Source organism: Dietzia sp. PP-33 (assembly GCF_033790845.1).
In the GTDB taxonomy this organism is placed as follows: domain Bacteria; phylum Actinomycetota; class Actinomycetes; order Mycobacteriales; family Mycobacteriaceae; genus Dietzia.
Window position 1 is genome coordinate 25,321 of sequence record NZ_JAMYEI010000011.1, and the last position, 17,895, is coordinate 43,215.

General features: G+C 70.4%; 17 protein-coding genes and 1 pseudogene. 3 read left to right on the forward strand and 15 right to left on the reverse strand.

The features are described from left to right. Positions 1-78: 78 nt before the first annotated feature. From NJE57_RS17025 to NJE57_RS17035, 3 genes are all read right to left on the reverse strand, one after another. Entirely contained in the window at positions 79-1,341 is a 1,263-nt protein-coding gene (locus tag NJE57_RS17025) for a deoxyguanosinetriphosphate triphosphohydrolase (protein WP_319029717.1), read from the reverse strand. A gap of 72 nt (positions 1,342-1,413) precedes the next feature. Then, positions 1,414-2,031: a YdcF family protein gene (locus tag NJE57_RS17030; protein ID WP_413464431.1), complete on the reverse strand. Its 618-nt coding sequence runs from the start codon at positions 2,029-2,031 to the stop codon at positions 1,414-1,416. A gap of 55 nt (positions 2,032-2,086) precedes the next feature. Beyond that, a complete protein-coding gene (locus NJE57_RS17035) occupies positions 2,087-3,481 on the reverse strand; it encodes a glycine--tRNA ligase (protein ID WP_319029718.1) in 1,395 nt (464 codons plus the stop codon). 178 nt (positions 3,482-3,659) lie between these two features. Here NJE57_RS17035 and NJE57_RS17040 point away from each other — a divergent pair, with 178 nt between their 5' ends. Both NJE57_RS17040 and NJE57_RS17045 read left to right on the forward strand, forming a co-directional pair. Further along, positions 3,660-4,031, forward strand: coding sequence for a metalloregulator ArsR/SmtB family transcription factor (locus NJE57_RS17040; RefSeq protein ID WP_319029719.1), 372 nt, complete (start codon positions 3,660-3,662; stop codon positions 4,029-4,031). Positions 4,032-4,034: 3 nt separating this feature from the next. Beyond that, a complete protein-coding gene (locus tag NJE57_RS17045) occupies positions 4,035-4,472 on the forward strand; it encodes a Fur family transcriptional regulator (RefSeq protein WP_319029720.1) in 438 nt (145 codons plus the stop codon). 387 nt (positions 4,473-4,859) lie between these two features. Here NJE57_RS17045 and NJE57_RS17050 read toward each other — a convergent pair whose 3' ends face one another. Both NJE57_RS17050 and recO read right to left on the reverse strand, forming a co-directional pair. Next, positions 4,860-5,627, reverse strand: coding sequence for an isoprenyl transferase (locus NJE57_RS17050; protein WP_319029721.1), 768 nt, complete (start codon positions 5,625-5,627; stop codon positions 4,860-4,862). 65 nt (positions 5,628-5,692) lie between these two features. Further along, positions 5,693-6,463: a DNA repair protein RecO gene (gene recO, locus NJE57_RS17055; protein ID WP_319029722.1), complete on the reverse strand. Its 771-nt coding sequence runs from the start codon at positions 6,461-6,463 to the stop codon at positions 5,693-5,695. Positions 6,464-6,609: 146 nt separating this feature from the next. Between recO and NJE57_RS17060 the strand changes: the two genes are divergently transcribed. After that, positions 6,610-7,524, forward strand: coding sequence for an alpha/beta fold hydrolase (locus tag NJE57_RS17060; protein WP_319029723.1), 915 nt, complete (start codon positions 6,610-6,612; stop codon positions 7,522-7,524). A 21-nt stretch (positions 7,525-7,545) separates the two neighbouring features. On the opposite strand, the gene era is transcribed toward NJE57_RS17060, so the two are convergent. The 10 genes and pseudogenes from era to NJE57_RS17110 all read right to left on the reverse strand — a co-directional run. After that, positions 7,546-8,454: a GTPase Era gene (era, locus tag NJE57_RS17065; RefSeq protein ID WP_319029724.1), complete on the reverse strand. Its 909-nt coding sequence runs from the start codon at positions 8,452-8,454 to the stop codon at positions 7,546-7,548. After that, on the reverse strand, positions 8,451-9,773 hold the full coding sequence (locus NJE57_RS17070; RefSeq protein ID WP_319029725.1) for a hemolysin family protein: 1,323 nt from the start codon (positions 9,771-9,773) through the stop codon (positions 8,451-8,453). The genes era and NJE57_RS17070 overlap by 4 nt, the downstream gene beginning before the upstream one ends. Before the next feature lie 3 nt (positions 9,774-9,776). Continuing rightward, complete coding sequence (gene ybeY, locus NJE57_RS17075) at positions 9,777-10,271, reverse strand: rRNA maturation RNase YbeY (RefSeq protein WP_319029726.1); 495 nt, start codon at positions 10,269-10,271, stop codon at positions 9,777-9,779. Next, a complete protein-coding gene (locus NJE57_RS17080; protein WP_319029727.1) occupies positions 10,268-11,362 on the reverse strand; it encodes a PhoH family protein in 1,095 nt (364 codons plus the stop codon). Before NJE57_RS17080 ends, ybeY begins: the two co-directional genes overlap by 4 nt. Continuing rightward, a complete protein-coding gene (locus NJE57_RS17085) occupies positions 11,359-12,156 on the reverse strand; it encodes a 16S rRNA (uracil(1498)-N(3))-methyltransferase (protein WP_319029728.1) in 798 nt (265 codons plus the stop codon). The genes NJE57_RS17080 and NJE57_RS17085 overlap by 4 nt, the downstream gene beginning before the upstream one ends. A gap of 4 nt (positions 12,157-12,160) precedes the next feature. After that, a complete protein-coding gene (dnaJ, locus tag NJE57_RS17090; RefSeq protein WP_319029729.1) occupies positions 12,161-13,324 on the reverse strand; it encodes a molecular chaperone DnaJ in 1,164 nt (387 codons plus the stop codon). A 51-nt stretch (positions 13,325-13,375) separates the two neighbouring features. Then, positions 13,376-14,416: a heat-inducible transcriptional repressor HrcA gene (hrcA, locus tag NJE57_RS17095; protein WP_319029730.1), complete on the reverse strand. Its 1,041-nt coding sequence runs from the start codon at positions 14,414-14,416 to the stop codon at positions 13,376-13,378. 48 nt (positions 14,417-14,464) lie between these two features. Further along, positions 14,465-15,682 carry a radical SAM family heme chaperone HemW gene (gene hemW, locus NJE57_RS17100; protein WP_319029731.1) on the reverse strand — a complete coding sequence of 406 codons (1,218 nt, stop codon included), beginning with the start codon at positions 15,680-15,682 and terminating at the stop codon, positions 14,465-14,467. Then, positions 15,679-16,449, reverse strand: coding sequence for a histone H1-like repetitive region-containing protein (locus NJE57_RS17105; RefSeq protein ID WP_413464432.1), 771 nt, complete (start codon positions 16,447-16,449; stop codon positions 15,679-15,681). Before NJE57_RS17105 ends, hemW begins: the two co-directional genes overlap by 4 nt. After that, positions 16,429-17,805 (reverse strand): annotated as a pseudogene (locus tag NJE57_RS17110) (WS/DGAT/MGAT family O-acyltransferase); the annotation flags it as partial. The pseudogene NJE57_RS17110 and the gene NJE57_RS17105, both read right to left, overlap by 21 nt. Between the last annotated feature and the right edge of the window lie 90 nt (positions 17,806-17,895).

The following is a 17,895-nucleotide window of genomic DNA, read 5'->3' on the forward strand; positions in this document are numbered from 1 at the left end:
CGGGCGCAGCTGCTCGTCGACGGCGGGCACTGTAGTGCCGGTGACCGGCAGTGGCGGCCGCGAGCCGCGGAGAGTTCCTCAGCCCCAGGCCGCCTGGATGCCCGCGCTCGCCCGGTCGATCCGCTCGAGGCGGCTCTCCGTGTACAGCGCGACCTGATCCACGATCACGCGCATCCGGGCCGCGTCGTCCGGGGCCTCGTCCCACAGCGGACGGAGCACTGCGTCCAGCCCGGCGGGCGCCGAGTGCGCCAGGTACTCGGCCACCCGGTGGATGCGGTCGCGCTGCCGGTCCTGCCGTACCCGGTGTCCGGGATCGCTCATCACGTACCGCACGGCCATGGTCTTGAGCAGAACCACCTCCGCCTCGACCTCGATCGGCACCTCGAGGTCCGCGCTGTACCGGCCGTGCGGGATCGCACCGTGCACCTCCCGGGTGGTGTGGATGGCGGGCATGACGAACCGCCCGACCAACTCGCTGGTCAGCGCTTTGAGTGCGACCGCTCCGGCGAATGTCTCCTCGAAGGGCTGCACGGCGCGGACCGCGTCGAGCGCGCCGAGCCGCCCGGCCGCCTCGCGGAGCTGGTCCGCGTCGGGACCACGGAACTCCCGGGCGCCCAGTTCGGCCAGGGCCGACACCTCCGACGAGTCAGTCAGCGACCGCAGGTCCAACCGGGCGGCCACGATCGCGTCCTCGACGTCGTGGACCGAATAGGCCACGTCGTCGGAGAAGTCCATGATCTGGGCCTCCAGGCATCGGGTGTCCCCGGGAGCGCCCTCACGGATCCAGGCGAGGGTGTCCGCGTCGTCGGGGTACGCGCCGAACTTGCCGGTGCCCTCGCGGGGCAGCCACGGGTACTTGGTCGCGGCGTCGAGTGCCGCCCGGGTGAGGTTGAGCCCGACCCCGCGGCCGTCGGCATCGACGACCTTCGGTTCCAGTCGCGACAGGATCCGCACCGTCTGGGCGTTGCCCTCGTACCCCCCGAAGCCGCGGGCGACCTCGTCGAGAGCTCGTTCGCCGTTGTGTCCGTACGGCGGGTGTCCGATGTCGTGGCTGAGTCCCGCAAGGTCGGCGAGATCGGGATCGCAGCCCAGCCCGGCGGCGATGCTGCGGGAGATCTGGGCGACCTCCAGGGAGTGTGTGAGGCGGGTCCGCGGGGTGTCGCCGTCACCGGGCCCGACCACCTGGGTCTTGTCTGCGAGCCGTCGCAGGGCCGCGGAGTGCAGGACACGGGCGCGGTCGCGCTCGAAGGGGCTGCGCTCACTCGCCGCCCCCTGCGTGCGCCCGGGCCGCTCGGCCACCCGCCGCTCACCGTCCGCCGCGGTGTACACGTACCCCGTCATCCACGTCTCCTCCGGGCGAGACCGCCCCGTCGTCGTCGGTCCCGGTCGGGCCGGTTTTCCGGTGTCGGTGGATCAGCCCGGGAAATCCACGTCGGTGCCGGCGATCCGGTGGTATTGGTACCAGAGCACCGCGCCGGTCTCCCGGATGATGCTCATGATCTGGTTCTCCCGGGTCCACACCGCCGGTCCCTCCCTGGTCGGCGAGGTCCACGCCTCCAGCCCGGCGTCCCTGGCCATCATCTGGGACCGGTACGAATGCGTGGGGTCGCTCACCAGCACCACCGACTCACCACCCTGGTCCCGGACCGTCAGCGCCACCGCGTCCAGGCTGCCGACGGTGTTGGAGCCGGTCTCGACCGCCAGGATCGCCGTGGCCGGCACCCCGAGCTCGGTCAGGTAGGCACGACCCGCACCGGCTTCGGTGAACCGGTCTCCCGGCTGGTTCCCACCGACCGTGATGATCTGTGGCGCGACACCCTGCTCGAACAGGGTGGCGGCGTGCTCGAGTCGAGACTGGAACACCGGGGTGGGGACGCCGTCGTACTGGGCCGCGCCCAGGACGACGATGGCGTCCGCCGCGGTGCGGTCGTCCACCCGGGCCACGTGCCACACACGGAACGCGATGAAACCGGGGACGACCAGGCACAACAGCAGTGCGGTGACCAGGAGCCATCCGATGGCCCTGGACACCGCCCGCATCGGGGACCGGGATCTGTTCACCCGTCCAGTGTGCCAGCGTCCGCGGTCAGCAGCCGAGGAGCCGCTGTGCGAGGTATCCCTCGACCTGATCGATCGCCACCCGCTCCTGCGACATCGTGTCCCGCTCGCGGATGGTCACGGCCTGGTCCTCGAGCGTGTCGAAGTCCACGGTGATGCAGAACGGGGTGCCGATCTCGTCGTGGCGGCGGTAGCGCCGCCCGATCGCCTGCGCGTCGTCGAAGTCCACGTTCCAGCTCTTGCGCAGCTGCGCGGCCAGGTCGCGGGCCTTGGGCGACAGGTCTGCGTTGCGGGAGAGCGGGAGCACCGCGGCCTTGAACGGCGACAGGCGCCGGTCGAGCTTGAGGACGGTGCGGGTGTCGACAGCGCCCTTGGCGTTGGGGGCCTCGTCCTCGGTGTAGGCGTCGATGAGGAACGCCATCAGGGAGCGGGTCAGCCCGAAGCTCGGCTCGATGACGTACGGCACGTACTTCTCGCCGGACGCCTGGTCGCGGTACTGCAGGTCCTCACCGGAATGGGTCTGGTGCTGGGTGAGGTCGTAGTCCGTGCGGTTGGCGATGCCCATCAGCTCTCCCCAGCCGCTTCCCGAGAAGCCGAAGTTGTACTCGAAGTCGATCGTGCCGGCCGAGTAGTGGGCACGCTCGTCGTCCGGGACGTCGAAGCGCCGCATGTTCTCGGGGTCGATGCCCAGGTCCACGAACCAGTCCCAGCAGTCCTCGACCCAGCGCTTGAACCACTCGTCGGCCTCGTCCGGCTTGGTGAAGAATTCGATCTCCATCTGCTCGAACTCGCGGGTGCGGAAGATGAAGTTGCCGGGGGTGATCTCGTTGCGGAACGCCTTGCCGATCTGGCCGATGCCGAACGGCGGCTTGCGCCGGGCCGTGGTCATGACGTTCTTGTAGTTGACGAAGATGCCCTGTGCGGTCTCGGGGCGCAGGTAGTGCAGGCCCGTCTCGTTGTCCACGGGGCCGAGGAAGGTCTTCATCAGACCCGAGAACAGCTGCGGTTCGGTCCACCGACCCCTGGTGCCACAGTTCGGGCACGCGATGTCGGCCATGGGAACGTCGGCCGGGGAGTCCAGCTTCTTCTTGGCCGCGTAGGTCTCCTGCAGGTGGTCCTGGCGCAGGCGCGTGTGACAGGACTGGCATTCCACCAGCGGGTCGGTGAAGGTCTCGACGTGGCCGGAGGCCTCCCACACCTTGCGGGGCAGGATGATGGACGAGTCTAGGCCCACGACGTCCTCGCGGCCGGTGACGAAGGTGCGCCACCACTGCTTTTTGATGTTGTCCTTGAGCTCCACACCCAGCGGACCGTAGTCCCACGCCGAGCGCGTTCCGCCGTAGATCTCGCCACACTGGTACACCAGTCCCCGGCGCTTGCAGAGGTTGACGACGGAGTCGATGACGGACGCTGAGGATGCCACGTCGGGGGTTCTCCCTTTGGTGAGTCGGTTGGCGGAGGTGTCGGGGTGGACGACCTCGGCGCGGGCCGGCGCCCGCGGCACTTCTCACCAGGGTATCCGGTCGGCCCCGACGGTCTGGGATACTGGGGTCCCCTACCCGACACGGCGCCGGTCACCACTGCGCCCGGAAGGTTGCACCATGGAACCCGGAACCGAGTTCCCGGCCGACACCGGGTCGGCGGCGGACGTCCACGACCCCGACCCGGACGCGGCCGCCGTACCACTACCACCGCAGCACGTGCTCTCGGCGGCGGGCGAGTTGCTGCGCGCGCTGTCCGCCCCGCTGCGTATCGCGATCGTGCTCCAGCTCCGCGAGGGGCCGCGCTGCGTCCACGAACTGGTCGACGCGCTCGGGGTCGCGCAACCCCTGGTGAGCCAGCATCTGCGGGTACTCAAGTCGACCAGCGTCGTCTCGGCACACCGGCGGGGTCGCGAGATCCGCTACGAACTGCTCGACGACCACCTGCTGCACATCGTCGAGGCGGCCGTCGGGCACGCCGGGGAGGAGTAGGACATGGCCACGCCGGACAAGTCGATCGGTGTCCGTTCGACCCGTCAGCGCAGCGCCATCTCCGCGTTGCTCGACGAGTCCAAGGGATTCCGTTCGGCCCAGGACCTCCACGCCGAACTCCGCGAGCGTGGCGACACCATCGGCCTGACCACCGTCTACCGGACTCTGCAGTCGATGTCCGACGCCGGTGCGGTCGACGTGCTTCGCACCGACTCGGGGGAGCTGATCTTCCGCAAGTGCTCCGACTCACACCATCACCATCTGGTGTGCCGGGTGTGCGGATTCACGGTGGAGGTCGAGGAACCGGGAGTAGAGGCGTGGGCGCACCGCGCCGGCGGGGCCCACGGTTTCACCGAAGTGACCCACACCGTCGAGTTGTTCGGACTGTGCGCGGCGTGCGCGGCCGCGGGAGCGGACGGGCCCGGGGGTCCGTCGAACTGACCACAGCGTGCGCTGTCGGCGGTTGGGCCGTGGTGATCACGCTGGCGCTGGGCCGTGGTGATCACGCTGGCGCCGGACATCGCGCCGCGGCGGGGCGGCACTCTACCCGGCCGGGCCGCGGCGCTGTTCGCTCGGTCGGCGACCACTCGCGCGTCCCACCCACTCGTCCGTCCGCGCCGAGAGGTCACTCTCGATCACGTTTCCCCTGGTAATTCGCCAGCAGATCCCGCATATGCGACCACTCGACGCGCCGGTGCGGTGCCGGGCGGCGGCCGGGCGGCGGGGCCCGGCGCGGCGGCCGGGCGGTGCGGGGCCCGGGGCGGCGGCCGGACGGTGCGGTGCCGGGGCGGGGGTCACCGAGGGGCCGGAGCGACCGCCGGCCGCGGCTCAGATCCCGGTGACCCCGCCGAAGCGGCGATCGCGCTCCGCGTATTCCAGGCACGCCGCCCACAGGTCCCGCCGGTCGAAGTCGGGGAACAGGGTGTGCTGGAAGACGAACTCGGCGTAGGCGCTCTGCCACAGCAGGAAGTTGGACGTGCGCAGTTCACCGGACGGCCGCAGGAACAGGTCCACATCCGGCATGTCCGGCTCGTCGAGGTAGCTGGCGAAGACGTCCTCGGTCAGGTCGTCGGCGGAGACCTCCCCCGCGGCGACCCGGCGCGCGAAGTCCCTCGCGGCGTCCACGATCTCGGCGCGGCCACCGTAGTTGACGCACATCGCCAACGTCATGACCGTGTTGTCCCGGGTGAGTTGCTCGGCCTCCTCAAGCTCGGAGATCACCGAGCCCCACAGCTTGGGGCGCCTGCCCGCCCACCGGACGCGCACGCCCAGCTCGTTCATCTCGTCGCGGCGGCGGCGCAGCACGTCCCGGTTGAACCCCATGAGGAAGCGCACCTCCTCGGGGCTGCGCTTCCAGTTCTCGGTGGAGAAGGCGTACGCGGACAGGTACGGGACGCCGATCTCGATGCACCCCTGGACCACGTCCATCAGCACGGCCTCACCGCGCTTGTGCCCCTCGGTGCGGGGCAGCCCGCGCTCCTGGGCCCAGCGTCCGTTGCCGTCCATGACCAGCGCGACGTGGCGCGGAACGAACTCGGACGGGATCGCGGGCGGACGCTCTCCGGAGGGGTGCGGGGTGGGTGGCCGCACGGTCACCGGTTCGACGCGGTCCCTCGTGGTGGCGCGTCTACGAAATCTCGGCAGTCCAGGCACGGGACTCCTCACTCGACTCGGGCGGGTAGGGGATCGACCGTTCCGCGGTCGACCAGGGGCAGGCTGCGCAGGTCGCGCTCGAGATGCCACTGCAGGTGAGCGGCCGCGATCCCGGAGGACTGGCGGATCACGGCCGGCGACGAGCCGACCACGGCGTCCCACTCCCCGGCCAGCAACGCGACCAGGTGCTCCGCGACGCCGGGGCTGAGCATCGCGCATCCCTGCGGCCTGCAGTGCACGCACACGGTTCCGCCGGAGGCCACGTGGAACGCCCGGTGCGGTCCGACCACGCCGCAGCTCACACAGCAGTCCAGGACCGGTTCCCAGCCCGAGGCGGCCATGGCGCGCAGGAGGAAGGCGTCGGCGACCAGTCCCGGCGCGCGGCGGTGTTCGGCCAGGGACCGGAGGGCACCGACGGCGAGGCCCAGCAGCCTCGGTGTGGGGGCTCCCTCCTCGCCCGCGAGCCGTTCCGCGGTCTCCAGGACCACGCACCCGGAGGTGTAGGCCGGGTAGTCCGCCACGAGGGGGCGAGCCAGTGACTCCCGGCTCGAGGCCTGCCTCACGGTGCCCAGCCCGCTCCGCCCACGGCCCGGGGCGATCTGCACCTCGACCACGGCGAACGGCTCGAGGCTCGCGCCCATCCGTGACCGGGTACGACGCACCGCCCGGGCGACGGCCCTGACCAGTCCGTGGTGTTCGGTGAGCAGGGTGACGATCCGGTCCGCCTCACCGAGGTCGTAGGTGCGCACGACGAGGCCGGTGTCGGTGAACGGGTGCATGCGAGCCTCCTCTCGGTGTGGGCGCAGACGGTCATTGTCGCACTCCCGGCCGCCGCGGCGGGTATCGCGCCGGGCGCGCGCCCGAGCCGGAAACTCCCCTCAGCCGGGTAGGATTCCGGCGCCCCGAGGGCGGTTATAGTCTCACTGTGCCCAGTATCGCGTCCCGCCTGATTCCCCTCGTGATCCGGGCCACCCGGCGCCAGCGCGTGTTCGCCGACCCGGACCGCGCGCGTGCGTTCCTCGACGAGGCCGCGGTGCGTCCGGCGTCATACGCCCCGCCGCGGTTGCGCGACGACGTCCGGCTGTCCCGAGCCGATCGGCACGGCTGGCCGGTCTACGTGGTGGAGCCCGCCGGAGCACCGGCCCGCGGCACTGTCGTCTACGTCCACGGTGGAGGGTGGGCCAGGGAGATCAGCGCGCCCCACTGGCGTCTGTGCGCCCAGGTGGCCGCCGAGGCCCGCACCCGCGTCCTGGTGCCGGTCTACCCGCTGGCGGGCCCGGTGTCGGCGACGAACCGGGGAACGGCGGCGAGCGTGGTGGCCGGAGTGGCCGACCTGGTGCGGGACGAGATCGCCGAGCACGGCCCGGTGTGTCTCGCCGGTGACAGCGCTGGGGGCCAGATCGCGCTGTCCGCGGCGATGCAGCTGAGGGACCGGGGTGTGCCCCGTCTTCCGGCGACGATCCTGATCTCCCCCGCGCTCGACCTGGCGATGGACAACCCGGATATCGACCGGGTCCAACCCAGTGACCCGTGGCTCGCCCGGAAGGGCTTGAGGGTGTTCATCGACGCCTGGCGTGACTACCTGCCGGTGGACGACCCGAGGGTGAGCCCGCTGTGCGGGGACTTCGCCGGCCTGGGGCCCCTCACGATTTTCGCTGCCACCCGCGACATCGTCCTGCCCGACGCGCGACTCGGGGTGGAGCGGGCCCGCGACGCCGGCGTGGACGTCAGGTACATCGAGGAGAAGGGGCTACTGCACGTACACCCGCTGCAGCCCACTCCCGAGGGACGGGCCGCGCGGGAGACGATCGTGGGGATCGTTCGTTCGGCCGTTCGCTAGAAGAACTCGAACACCCGCGGTCTAGAAGCCCAGCCGCCCGAGCATCTTGGGGTCCCGCTGCCATTCCTTGAGCACCTTGACGTGGAGGTCCAGGTAGACCTTGGTGCCCAGGAGTTGTTCGATCCCCGCCCGCGCCTGGGTGCCCACATCCCGCATGCGTGAGCCGCCCTTGCCCAACACGATCGCCTTCTGGCTCTGCCTCTCCACATAGACGGTGGCGTGGACGTCCACCATGTCGTCGCGGCCCTCGTGTGGCAACACCTCCTCGATCGACACGGCGATCGAATGGGGCAGTTCGTCCCGCACGCCCTCGAGCGCGGCCTCACGGATCAGTTCGGACATGCGGGACTCGTCGGACTCCTCGGTGATCACGTCATCGGGATAGAACCGCGGCCCCTCGGGCAGCAGGGAGGCGATGACGTCGGCCACCACTTCCACCTGCTCGCCCGACGTCGCGGAGACCGGGACGACCTCCGAGTCCGGCCCAAGGAGTTTGGAGACCGCGACCAACTGTTCCATGACCTTCTGCTTGGAGACGGTGTCGATCTTGGTGACCAGACCCAGGATCGGCGTGGTCGGACACAGGGTGCGGACCTGCTCGAGGATCCAGCGGTCACCGGGCCCGATCCGCTCCCCCACCGGGATGCACAACCCGATCAGGTCGACGTCCGAATACGTGTCCTCCACCAGTGCGTTCAGCCGCTCGCCCAACAGGGTACGCGGCCTGTGCAGTCCCGGGGTGTCGACCAGGATGATCTGGGCGTCCGGTCGGTGGACCAGCCCGCGGATCGCGTGCCGGGTGGTCTGGGGTCTCGAGGAGGTGATGGCGATCTTCTCGCCCACCAGCGCGTTGGTCAGAGTGGACTTGCCGGTGTTCGGCCGGCCCACGAAGCTGACGAAACCGCTCCGGAAACCCTCGGGGGTGGTCATCGGTTCTCCTCGTCGTCGTGCTCGGATGTGCCGTCGTCGGCGGGGTCGGTCCGTTCGGCCACCACGGTGATCACCTTGACCCGGCCGCGGCGGTCGTGCCCGCCCTCGGCGCGCAGGTCGAGACCGGCCGAGACCACGTGCGCGCCCGGGAGCGGGACGCGACCGAGCTCCAGCGCCAGCAGACCTCCGATGGTCTCGACCTCCTCGGTCACCTCGTCCGGGAACTCCACGTCGAACAACTCGGCCACCTCGTCCAGGCCGAGCCTGGCCGACAGCCGGTACCGGCCGTCCTCCAGCTCCTCGACGGGGGGCACCTCGGTGGTGTCGTACTCGTCCACGATCTCGCCGACGATCTCCTCGAGGATGTCCTCGATCGAGACCAGTCCGGCGGTCCCGCCGTACTCGTCGACCAGGATCGCCAGGTGGTTGTGATCCCGCTGCATCTCCGCCAACAGGTCGTCGATCCTCTTGGCGTCGGGCACGAACACCGCGGGCCGCATGACGTCGGCGACCGGTGCCGCGCGGCCGTCCGGGTCGTCGAGACGGGCCACGATGTCGCGGAGGTAGATCACGCCGACCACGTCGTCGGAGTCGTCACCGTCCACCACCGGGATGCGCGAGTACCCGGACTTGACCGCCAACCGGGCGGCCTGCCCGACGGTCTTCTCCGACTCGATCCACACCATCTCGGTCCGGGGGGTCATGACCTCACGGGCGGTGGTGTCCCCGAGTTCGAACACGGACTGGATCATGCGCGACTCGTCGTCGGCCACCACCCCGCGCTCGCGCGCCATATCTACGATCTCGAGGAGTTCGATCTCGGAGGCGAACGGGCCGTTGCGGAAGCCCCGGCCCGGGGTGACGGCGTTGCCGACCCCCACCAGGAGGCTGGCGACCGGGCCCAGGACTATCCCGAGCACCGTCAGCGGCGTCGAGGCGCCCAGCGCCAACGAGTACGCGTGTTGCCGGCCCAGGGTGCGGGGGCCGACGCCGGCCACCACATAGGCGGCGATGGTCGTCACCGCGATCACCCCGACCAGCGCCCAGACCGTCGATTCGATGATCTCGGCGAACACGACCGTCAGGAGCACCACGCCCGCGATCAGGCTCAACAGGTGCAGTAGCACCGCGACGTTGATGTACCGCGCCCTGTTCCGCAGCATCCGGGACAGCCTGGACGCCCCGTAGCGGGACTCCTTGGCCATCTCCTCGACCCGGGCCACGGAGACCGTACTGAGGGCGGCGTCGAGGGCGGCGAAGACCCCGGCGACCATGATGAGCAGCACGGCCGCCACGGCCATGAGGATGGTCTGGTCCACGGATCAGACTCCCGCGTGCGGTGCGTCGTCGCGGGGGGCGTCCCGGTGGTCGTACCACTCACCCAGCAGCTCGTTCTGCAGGCCGAACATCTCGCGTTCCTCGGCCGGTTCGGCGTGGTCGTAGCCGAGCAGGTGCAGGCACCCGTGGACGGTCAACAGGGCGAGCTCGTGCGCGAGCGGATGCCCGGAGCTGGCGGCCTGATCGGCGGCGAACGCCGGGCACAGCACGATGTCGCCGAGCATCGCCGGCCCGGGATCGGGCAGATCCGGTCGACCCCCCGGGGAGAGCTCGTCCATCGGGAAGCTCATGACGTCGGTGGGCCCCGGCAGGTTCATCCACGTCACGTGCAGATCGGCCATCGTGTCCTTGTCCACGAGCGTGATCGACAGCTCGGCGGCCGGGTGGACGTCCATCCGGGCGATCACGAACGCGGCGACGTCGATGAGTTCTGCCTCGTCGACCTCTACGCCCGACTCGTTGGCGACCTCGATGCTCATCGGCGACGGTGCTCCCTGTTCCTGTGTACGGCGGTCGGTTCCTCGCCCCGGTCGAGGCGCTCCTCGTGCTTCGCGTAGGCGTCGACGATCCGTGCCACCAGCGCGTGCCGCACGACGTCCGCGGAGGTGAGCTCCGAGAAGTGGATGTCGGGCACCCCCTTGAGGATGTCGCGCACCACCTTGAGCCCGGAACGCTGCCCGCCCGGAAGGTCGATCTGCGTGATATCCCCGGTCACCACGATCTTCGAGCCGAACCCGAGGCGGGTCAGGAACATCTTCATCTGCTCCGGCGTGGTGTTCTGTGCCTCGTCGAGGATGATGAAGGCGTCGTTGAGCGTGCGGCCGCGCATGTAGGCCAGTGGCGCCACCTCGATCACCCCGGCCGCCATCAGCTTGGGGATGGCCTCGGGGTCCATCATGTCGTGCAGCGAGTCGTACAGGGGCCGCAGGTACGGGTCGATCTTCTCGTGCAGGGTGCCGGGGAGGTAGCCGAGCCGCTCTCCGGCCTCGACGGCCGGCCGGGTGAGGATGATGCGGCTGACGTCCTTGGCCCTCAGCGCGGCGACGGCCTTGGCCATCGCGAGGTAGGTCTTGCCCGTGCCGGCCGGACCGAGGCCGAAGACCACCGTGTGGTCGTCGATCGCGTCGACGTACTGCTTCTGCCCCACCGTCTTGGGGCGGATCATCCCCCCGCGCCTGGAGAGCACGTCCGTGCCCAGGACCTCCTCGGGCGTCAACGGCCCGGAGCCGGCGAGGATCTCGACCGACCTCCGGACCGAGGCAGGGGTGATCTCCACGCCCCGCCCGGCCTGTCGCAGCAGGTCGGAGACCACGCGCGAGGCCTCGTCGACGGCGGCGGGATCGCCGGAGATGGTCATGGTGCCGCCCCGCACGTGCAGGTCGGCGTCGAGCAGCTCCTCCAGGGTCCGGAGGTTCGCGTCCGCGGCGCCGAGTACCGCCATCGCGAGGTCGGGGTCGAGCTGGACCGCCGTGCGGGTTGACGGTCCGCCGGGGTCGCGGGGGCCGCCACGCTGCGGTGGTCCGTCGGTGTCGCTGGCTACGTCGTTCTCTGGGGTACCTACGTGGATCACTTCCTGGGTGAGGGTGCGGTCGGGTCGAGTGTAGTACCAGCGCGGTTCCATCTCCGCGTGAGAACTCCGAGGGCGCCGAGCGCCACCGCGGCGGCGCTGGAGGTGCGCAACACCTCGGGTCCCAGGACGACGGCGCGGGCCCCGACGTGGGTGAGGGAGTCGATCTCGGCGTCGGAGACGCCGCCCTCGGGCCCGACGACGAGGAGGACCCGCTCCACGGGTGCCGACGCGGTCACCGCGTCCGCGAAATCGGCGGCGCCGTCCTCGTGCAGCACCAGTACGGCCGCACCCGCCCGGGTCTCCTCGGCCACCAGCGCCGAGAGCCCGGCGGAGTCCACGAGTTCCCCGATCTCCGGCTCCCACGCCCGCCGTGACTGTTTGGCGGCGGCCCGGGCCGCGTTGGTCCATTTCGTCCGGCCCTTGTCCACCTTGGGCCCGGTCCACCGGCTCACGCAGCGGTCGGCCTGCCACGGCACGATCCGGTCCGCCCCGGCCTCGGTCGCCAGCTCCACGGCGAGTTCGGAGCGCTCGGACTTGGGTAGGGCCTGGACGATCGTCACCTGTGGCGTCCTACGCGGTACCTCGACCCGGGTCAGCACCTCGGCCTCGACCCGGCCGGGCCCCGAGGTCAGGACGGCGCAGTCCGCCACCACGCCGCGGCCGTCGCCCACGCGGACGTGTTCGCCGGTCCGCACCCGCAGGGCGGAACCGGCATGCCGGCCCTCTGTGCCGTCGAGCACGGCCGTCTCGCCCACGGCGGGGACCACGTCGATCCGGAACAGGGGTGGGGTCACCGGCTCAGTGACCCGCGACCGCGTCACGCAGACGGGAGAACAGGCCGCCCCGGCGTGCGGTGTCCTCGTTGACGACCTCGGCCGAGTCTCCGTCGAGCCGGCGCAGCTGCTCCACGATCTCGCGTCGCTTGCGGTCCAGCTTCTCGGGGATCACCACCTCCATGTGCACGGTCAGGTCTCCCGCGCCGCCGCCGCGGACCCGCGGCATGCCGCGGCCCGAGAGGGTGACGGTGTGCCCGGGCTGGATGCCGGCGGGGATCTCGATTTCGAGGTCCTCGCCGACGACGGTCTCCAGATCCACCTTGCCGCCGAGCATGGCGTCCACGGCCGGGACGCGGACCGTGCAGTGCAGGTCCTCACCGTCGCGCACGAACACCGGGTGGGTGCGCTCGTTGACCTCGATGTAGAGGTCACCGGCGGGGCCGCCACCGGGTCCGACCTCGCCCTGGCCGGCCAGCCGAATCCGCATCCCGCCGCCGACGCCGGCGGGGATCTTGGCCGAGACGGTGCGACGCTTGCGTACGCGTCCCTGGCCGGTGCAGTTGCCACACGGGTCGGTGATGATCTCGCCGGTGCCCGCACAGGTGGGACACGGGCGGCTGGTCATGATGTTGCCCAGCAGGGAGCGCTGGACCGACTGGACCTCGCCCTGTCCCTGGCACATCCCACACTTGGCGGGCGGGGAGTCGCTCGCGGAGCCCTTGCCGTGACAGGTCTCGCAGAGGACGGCCGTGTCGACCTGGATCTCCTTGGTGATGCCGGTCGCGCACTCGGCCAGGGACAGGTTCACCCGGATGAGGGCGTCGGAGCCCGGCTGCACCCGGCTGCGGGGGCCACGTCCGCCACCGCCGCCGCCACCACCGAAGAACGCCTCGAACACGTCGCCGAGGCCGCCGCTCCCACCGAAGCCGCCGCCACCGAAACCGCCGCCGTACCCGCCACCCGGTGAGGAATCGAGGGGATCGCCGCCCATGTCGACGACGCGACGCTTCTCGGGGTCCGTGAGCACCTCGTACATCGCGGTGATCTCGGTGAACCGCTCACGCGCCTCGTCCGACGGGTTGACGTCGGGGTGCAACTCGCGGGCGAGTTTGCGGTAGGCGCGCTTGATCTCGGACTCCGAGGCACCCCGGTCGACCCCGAGGGTCCCGTAGTAGTCGCGTGACACGAATCGCCTTTCGTCAGGTGTAAGAAATGGTCCCGGGTGAGGCTACGGGCGTCAGTGCCCGGAGAGGATCTCGCCCACGTAGTGGGCAACAGCGGCGACCGAGGCGATTGTTCCCGGGTAGTCCATCCGTGTGGGCCCGAGCACCCCCATTCCACCGAGTGTCTGGCTCTCGGAGCCGTAGACGGAGGACACCACCGAGGCGCCGCGTATCTCGGTCGCCCGTGTCTCCTCACCGATCTGGACGGTCACCCCTCCGGGGCCACCCATCCCCACCGACTGCGCCGCCGAGAGCAACCGCAGGACCACTACCTGCTCCTCCAGTGCCTCGAGCACGGACCGGAGCGAACCGTCGAAATCGGCCGCGTTGCGGGTGAGGTTGGCGGTGCCGCCCAGGACGATCCTCTCGTCGGGGTGTTCCACCAGCGTCTCGACCAGTACCGTGACGCAGCGCTCCGCGGCCTCGCGGTGGTCGGGGCGGGCCCGCTCGGGTGTGGCGGCCAAGGCCTCGGAGGCCTCGCTGAGCCGCTTGTCCGCCACCGCCTCCGAGAGCAGGGTCCGGAGTTCGGCGAGGTGAGCGTCCGTCAGCGGGGAGGCCAACTCCACGGTCCTCTGGTCGACACGGCCGGTGTCGGTGATGAGGACCAGGAGGAGGCGGGTGGGCGCCAGGTTCACCACCTCGAGGTGCCGGACGGTGGACCGACCCAGGACCGGGTACTGGACGACGGCGACCTGGCGGGTGAGCTGGGACAGCAGCCGCACGGCCCGCCGGAGGACGTCGTCCAGGTCGACGGCGCCCTCGAGAAATGCCTGGATGGCCCTGCGCTGGGCCCGCGAGAGCGGCGTGATCTCCTCGATCGAGTCGACGAAGTGGCGGTACCCCTTCTCCGTCGGGATCCGACCGGAGCTCGTATGGGGTTGGACGATGAATCCCTCGGCCTCGAGCACCGCCATGTCGTTGCGGATGGTCGCGCTGGACACCCCCAGGGAGTGGCGGTCCACGAGGGTCTTGGAGCCGACGGGCTCGTGCGAGGCGATGTAGTCGGAGACGATCGCGCGCAGGACCTCGGTCCTACGATCGGCCGTGGTCGACATCGGATCCTCCTCCTCGCTCGCGGGTCCTGTCGATTCTAGGCCAGGGACTCAGAGGAGCACGTCCCGCACGACGCCGTCCGCGAGGAGCCTGCCCGACTCCGTCAGCGCATAACCGGCACCGTCGGTGCCGCCGGGGTGGCGCCGCCGCAGCAGACCCGCCGCCACCTGCAGATCCGCCCGCGCCCTCTCCTCGGTGGTGAACGCCTCGTCGGGGAGTCCCTCGGCCAGCCGGAGACCGGTCATGATGCGCTCGAGATGCCGGTCGGCGTCGTCGAGCCGCTCCCCACCCGCGACCGGCAGCCGCCCCGCGTCACAGACCGCCGCATACCTGGCCGGGTGCTTGATGTTCCACCACCGCGCCCCGGCCACGTGGGAGTGGGCACCCGGGCCGATCCCCCACCAGTCACCGCCGCGCCAGTACCCGATGTTGTGGCGGCAGTAGCCCGCCTCGTGCGTCGCGAAGTTGGAGACCTCATACCAGTGGAAACCCGATCGGGCGAGCCGCTCGGCCACCTGCTCGTAGCGGTCGGCCAGGACGTCGTCGACGGTCCCGGGCAGTTCTCCGCGACGGATCCTCCGGGCCAGGGCGGTGCCGTCCTCGACGATCAGCGAATAGGCGGACACGTGGTCCACACCTGCACCGACCACGGCGTCGAGGGTGCGGGCCAGGTCGTCGTCGGTCTCCCCCGGGGTCCCGTAGATCACGTCGAGGTTCACGTGATCGAAGCCTGCGCGAAGCGCCTCGGCGACCGCCTCCTGGGGCCGGCCGGGGGTGTGGGTGCGGTCCAGAACGCGCAGGACATGCGCGGCCGTGGACTGCATCCCCAGAGAGATCCGGGTGAACCCGCCCTCGCGCAGTCGTCCGAAGAACTCCGGCGAGGTGGACTCGGGGTTGCTCTCGGTGGTCACCTCGGCGCCGGGAGTGAGCCCGAACGTCGAACGGATGCGGTCGAGCATCCCCACCAGGACGTCAGCGCCCACCAGTGACGGTGTCCCGCCGCCGACGAAGACCGTGTCGACCGTCGGCGGGGTGCCCGACCCGGCCAGGACCGACGCCGCCCGCTCGATCTCCGCCAGGGCGGCCCGCTCCCAGTCCGCGGGCGAGGTGGCGGACCCCAGCTCTCCGGCGGTGTAGGTGTTGAAGTCGCAGTAGCCACACCGGGAGAAGCAGAACGGGACGTGGAGGTAGATCCCGAACGGTGCCCGCGGGTCGCGTGGTGGCGGGGAGAGCGCGAGGTCTGCGGGATCGTGGACGACGGCCGTCACGACCGACCGGACGCGGCATCGCTCCCGGTCGCACCGCCCCCCGCTCCGGAGGTCGCCGCTGCCTCGTCCGGAACGGCGGCGGCGGGAGCGCCGTAGGTGGGCCCGGCGACGTCCGGTGACGGTTCGGTACCGGGTGCCGGTTCGGCTGTGGGCGCGTTGTCTTGTGTGGGCACGGAGCCCACAGTGCCGGATGGCGGGCCCGCGGGCGCCTCGGGGGTGACGGGGGGCGCACTGTAGGTCTGCGCGGCGGGCGCGGCGTCCGGGGCAGGGGTGGCCGCCTCGCCGGGACCCGGGGTGGGCTTACGCGTGGAGACGGGCTTGGACCCGGTGGGCTTGCCCGATGCCCGTGTCGCCGGCGTCTTGTTCGCCGCAGTCTTGTTGGCCGCAGTCTTGTTGGTCGCAGTCTTCTTGGCCGGGCTCTTCTTCGCGGAAGACTTGGTGGCGGGAGCCTTCTCCGCCGCGGTCTTCTTGGCGGGAGTCTTCTTGGCGGGAGCCTTCTTCGCGGGAGCCTTCTCCGCCGCGGTCCTCTTGGCGGGCGCCTTCTTCGCGGGCGCCTTCTTGGCGGCCGCCTTCTTCGCGGGGGCCTTCTCGGCCGCCCTTGTTTCGGCCGCCGGCTCGGCGGTCGTCGTCGATCTGTCCCTGTTCGCCTGGCGGTCCGATCGCTTCAGATCCTTCCGCAGCTGCCCCAATTCGGTCGCGGACAACCGCTCTGCCGAGGGAGTACCGCTCGCCTCCCGCTCGTCGGCGGCCCGGGAGAACTCCTCCATCGCCGCATCCACCGCGTCGGCCAGCGGCCAGGGGTCCGGGACGAGGTCCTTGCAGGCGATGAACCCGAAGTGCAGTTCCCCGTCCAGCGACATGACCGTGCAGTTGAGTCCTGCGCCGTGGAAGACCGGGCCCATCGGGAGCATCTTGGTGATCTTGGCTCCGAGGAAGTACAGCGGGATGTTCGGGCCGGGCACGTTGGAGATGACCAGGTTGTGCACCACCGGGTGACGCTCGGAGAGCCGCAGTCGCGAGTACATCCGGACCGCGGAACCGAAGACCGACGGAGCCGCGAACTGTGCCCAGTCGGTCAGGAGATTGGCGTCGAGTGCGTCGGTGTGGTCCTTGGCGACGGTGTTGGCGTCCCGGATCGACTCGAGTCGCTCGACGGGATCGTCGACGTCCGTGGACAGCGACATGAACATGCCCGACACGCGGTTGGTGCCGGGGCGTGACTCCGCCGCGTGCACGGACATCGGGACCATCGCGATCAGCGGTTTCGAGGGCAACTCCTCCAGATCGGCGAGATACCTGCGCAGGGCGGTCGAGCAGATGGCCAGCACGACGTCGTTGACGGTGGTGCCGAAGGCGTTCTTGATCCGCTTGATCTCGTCCAGGTCCACGCTGGCATACGAGATGGACCGATGCCCGGTGATGGTGCGGTTGAACGGGGTCCGCGGCGCGGTGAACGGCGCCGGCATGGCGAGCCCCTTGCGGGCCCTGCTGATCCAGGACGGCAGGACCCCCAGCGTCCCCGGCAGCAGTGACGCCAGTCGCCACGGCGTGGCCAGACGGGACAGCGCTCCACCGACGGCCAGTTCGAGAGCGCCCGAACCGCCCGCGGTCTCCTCGACCAGTTCCTGGTCGAGCGCCGGATCGTCCGGGGTGAGCGTGCACAGCTGGGACACCATGTTGGCACCGGTGACGCCATCGACGGTCGAGTGGTGCATCTTGGCGAACACGGCGAACTGACCGTCACGCAGCCCCTCGATGACGTACATCTGCCACAACGGCATCGACCGGTCGATGGGCTGACTGGCCAGATGCCCGCACAGTTCCGCGAGCTCGCGATCGCCACCCGGTTCGGGAAGACCCACCCGGTGGAGGTGGTGGTCGACGTCGAAGTCCTCGTCCTCGACCCAGACGGGGTGATCGATGTTCAGCAGCGAGTCGTGCAGTTTGCGGCGGAAATTGGGCATTCCCTTGACGCGGCGGGCCAGTTCGGCCCGCAGCGCGTCGAACGAATAACCGCCCTCCATCTCGGATCCGTCCAGCACGATCAGGCCGCACACGTGAAGGAGCTGGGCTCTGGTCTCGAAGTAGAGAAAGCTGGCGTCAAGTCCACTCAGGCGCTGCATGGAGGGAGTGTACGTCCGGAGTCCGGCCGGCAGAGCCGGTTCCGCGGACCGCTTCTCCTCAGAACACGTCGAGGAGAAGCCATGCGATCA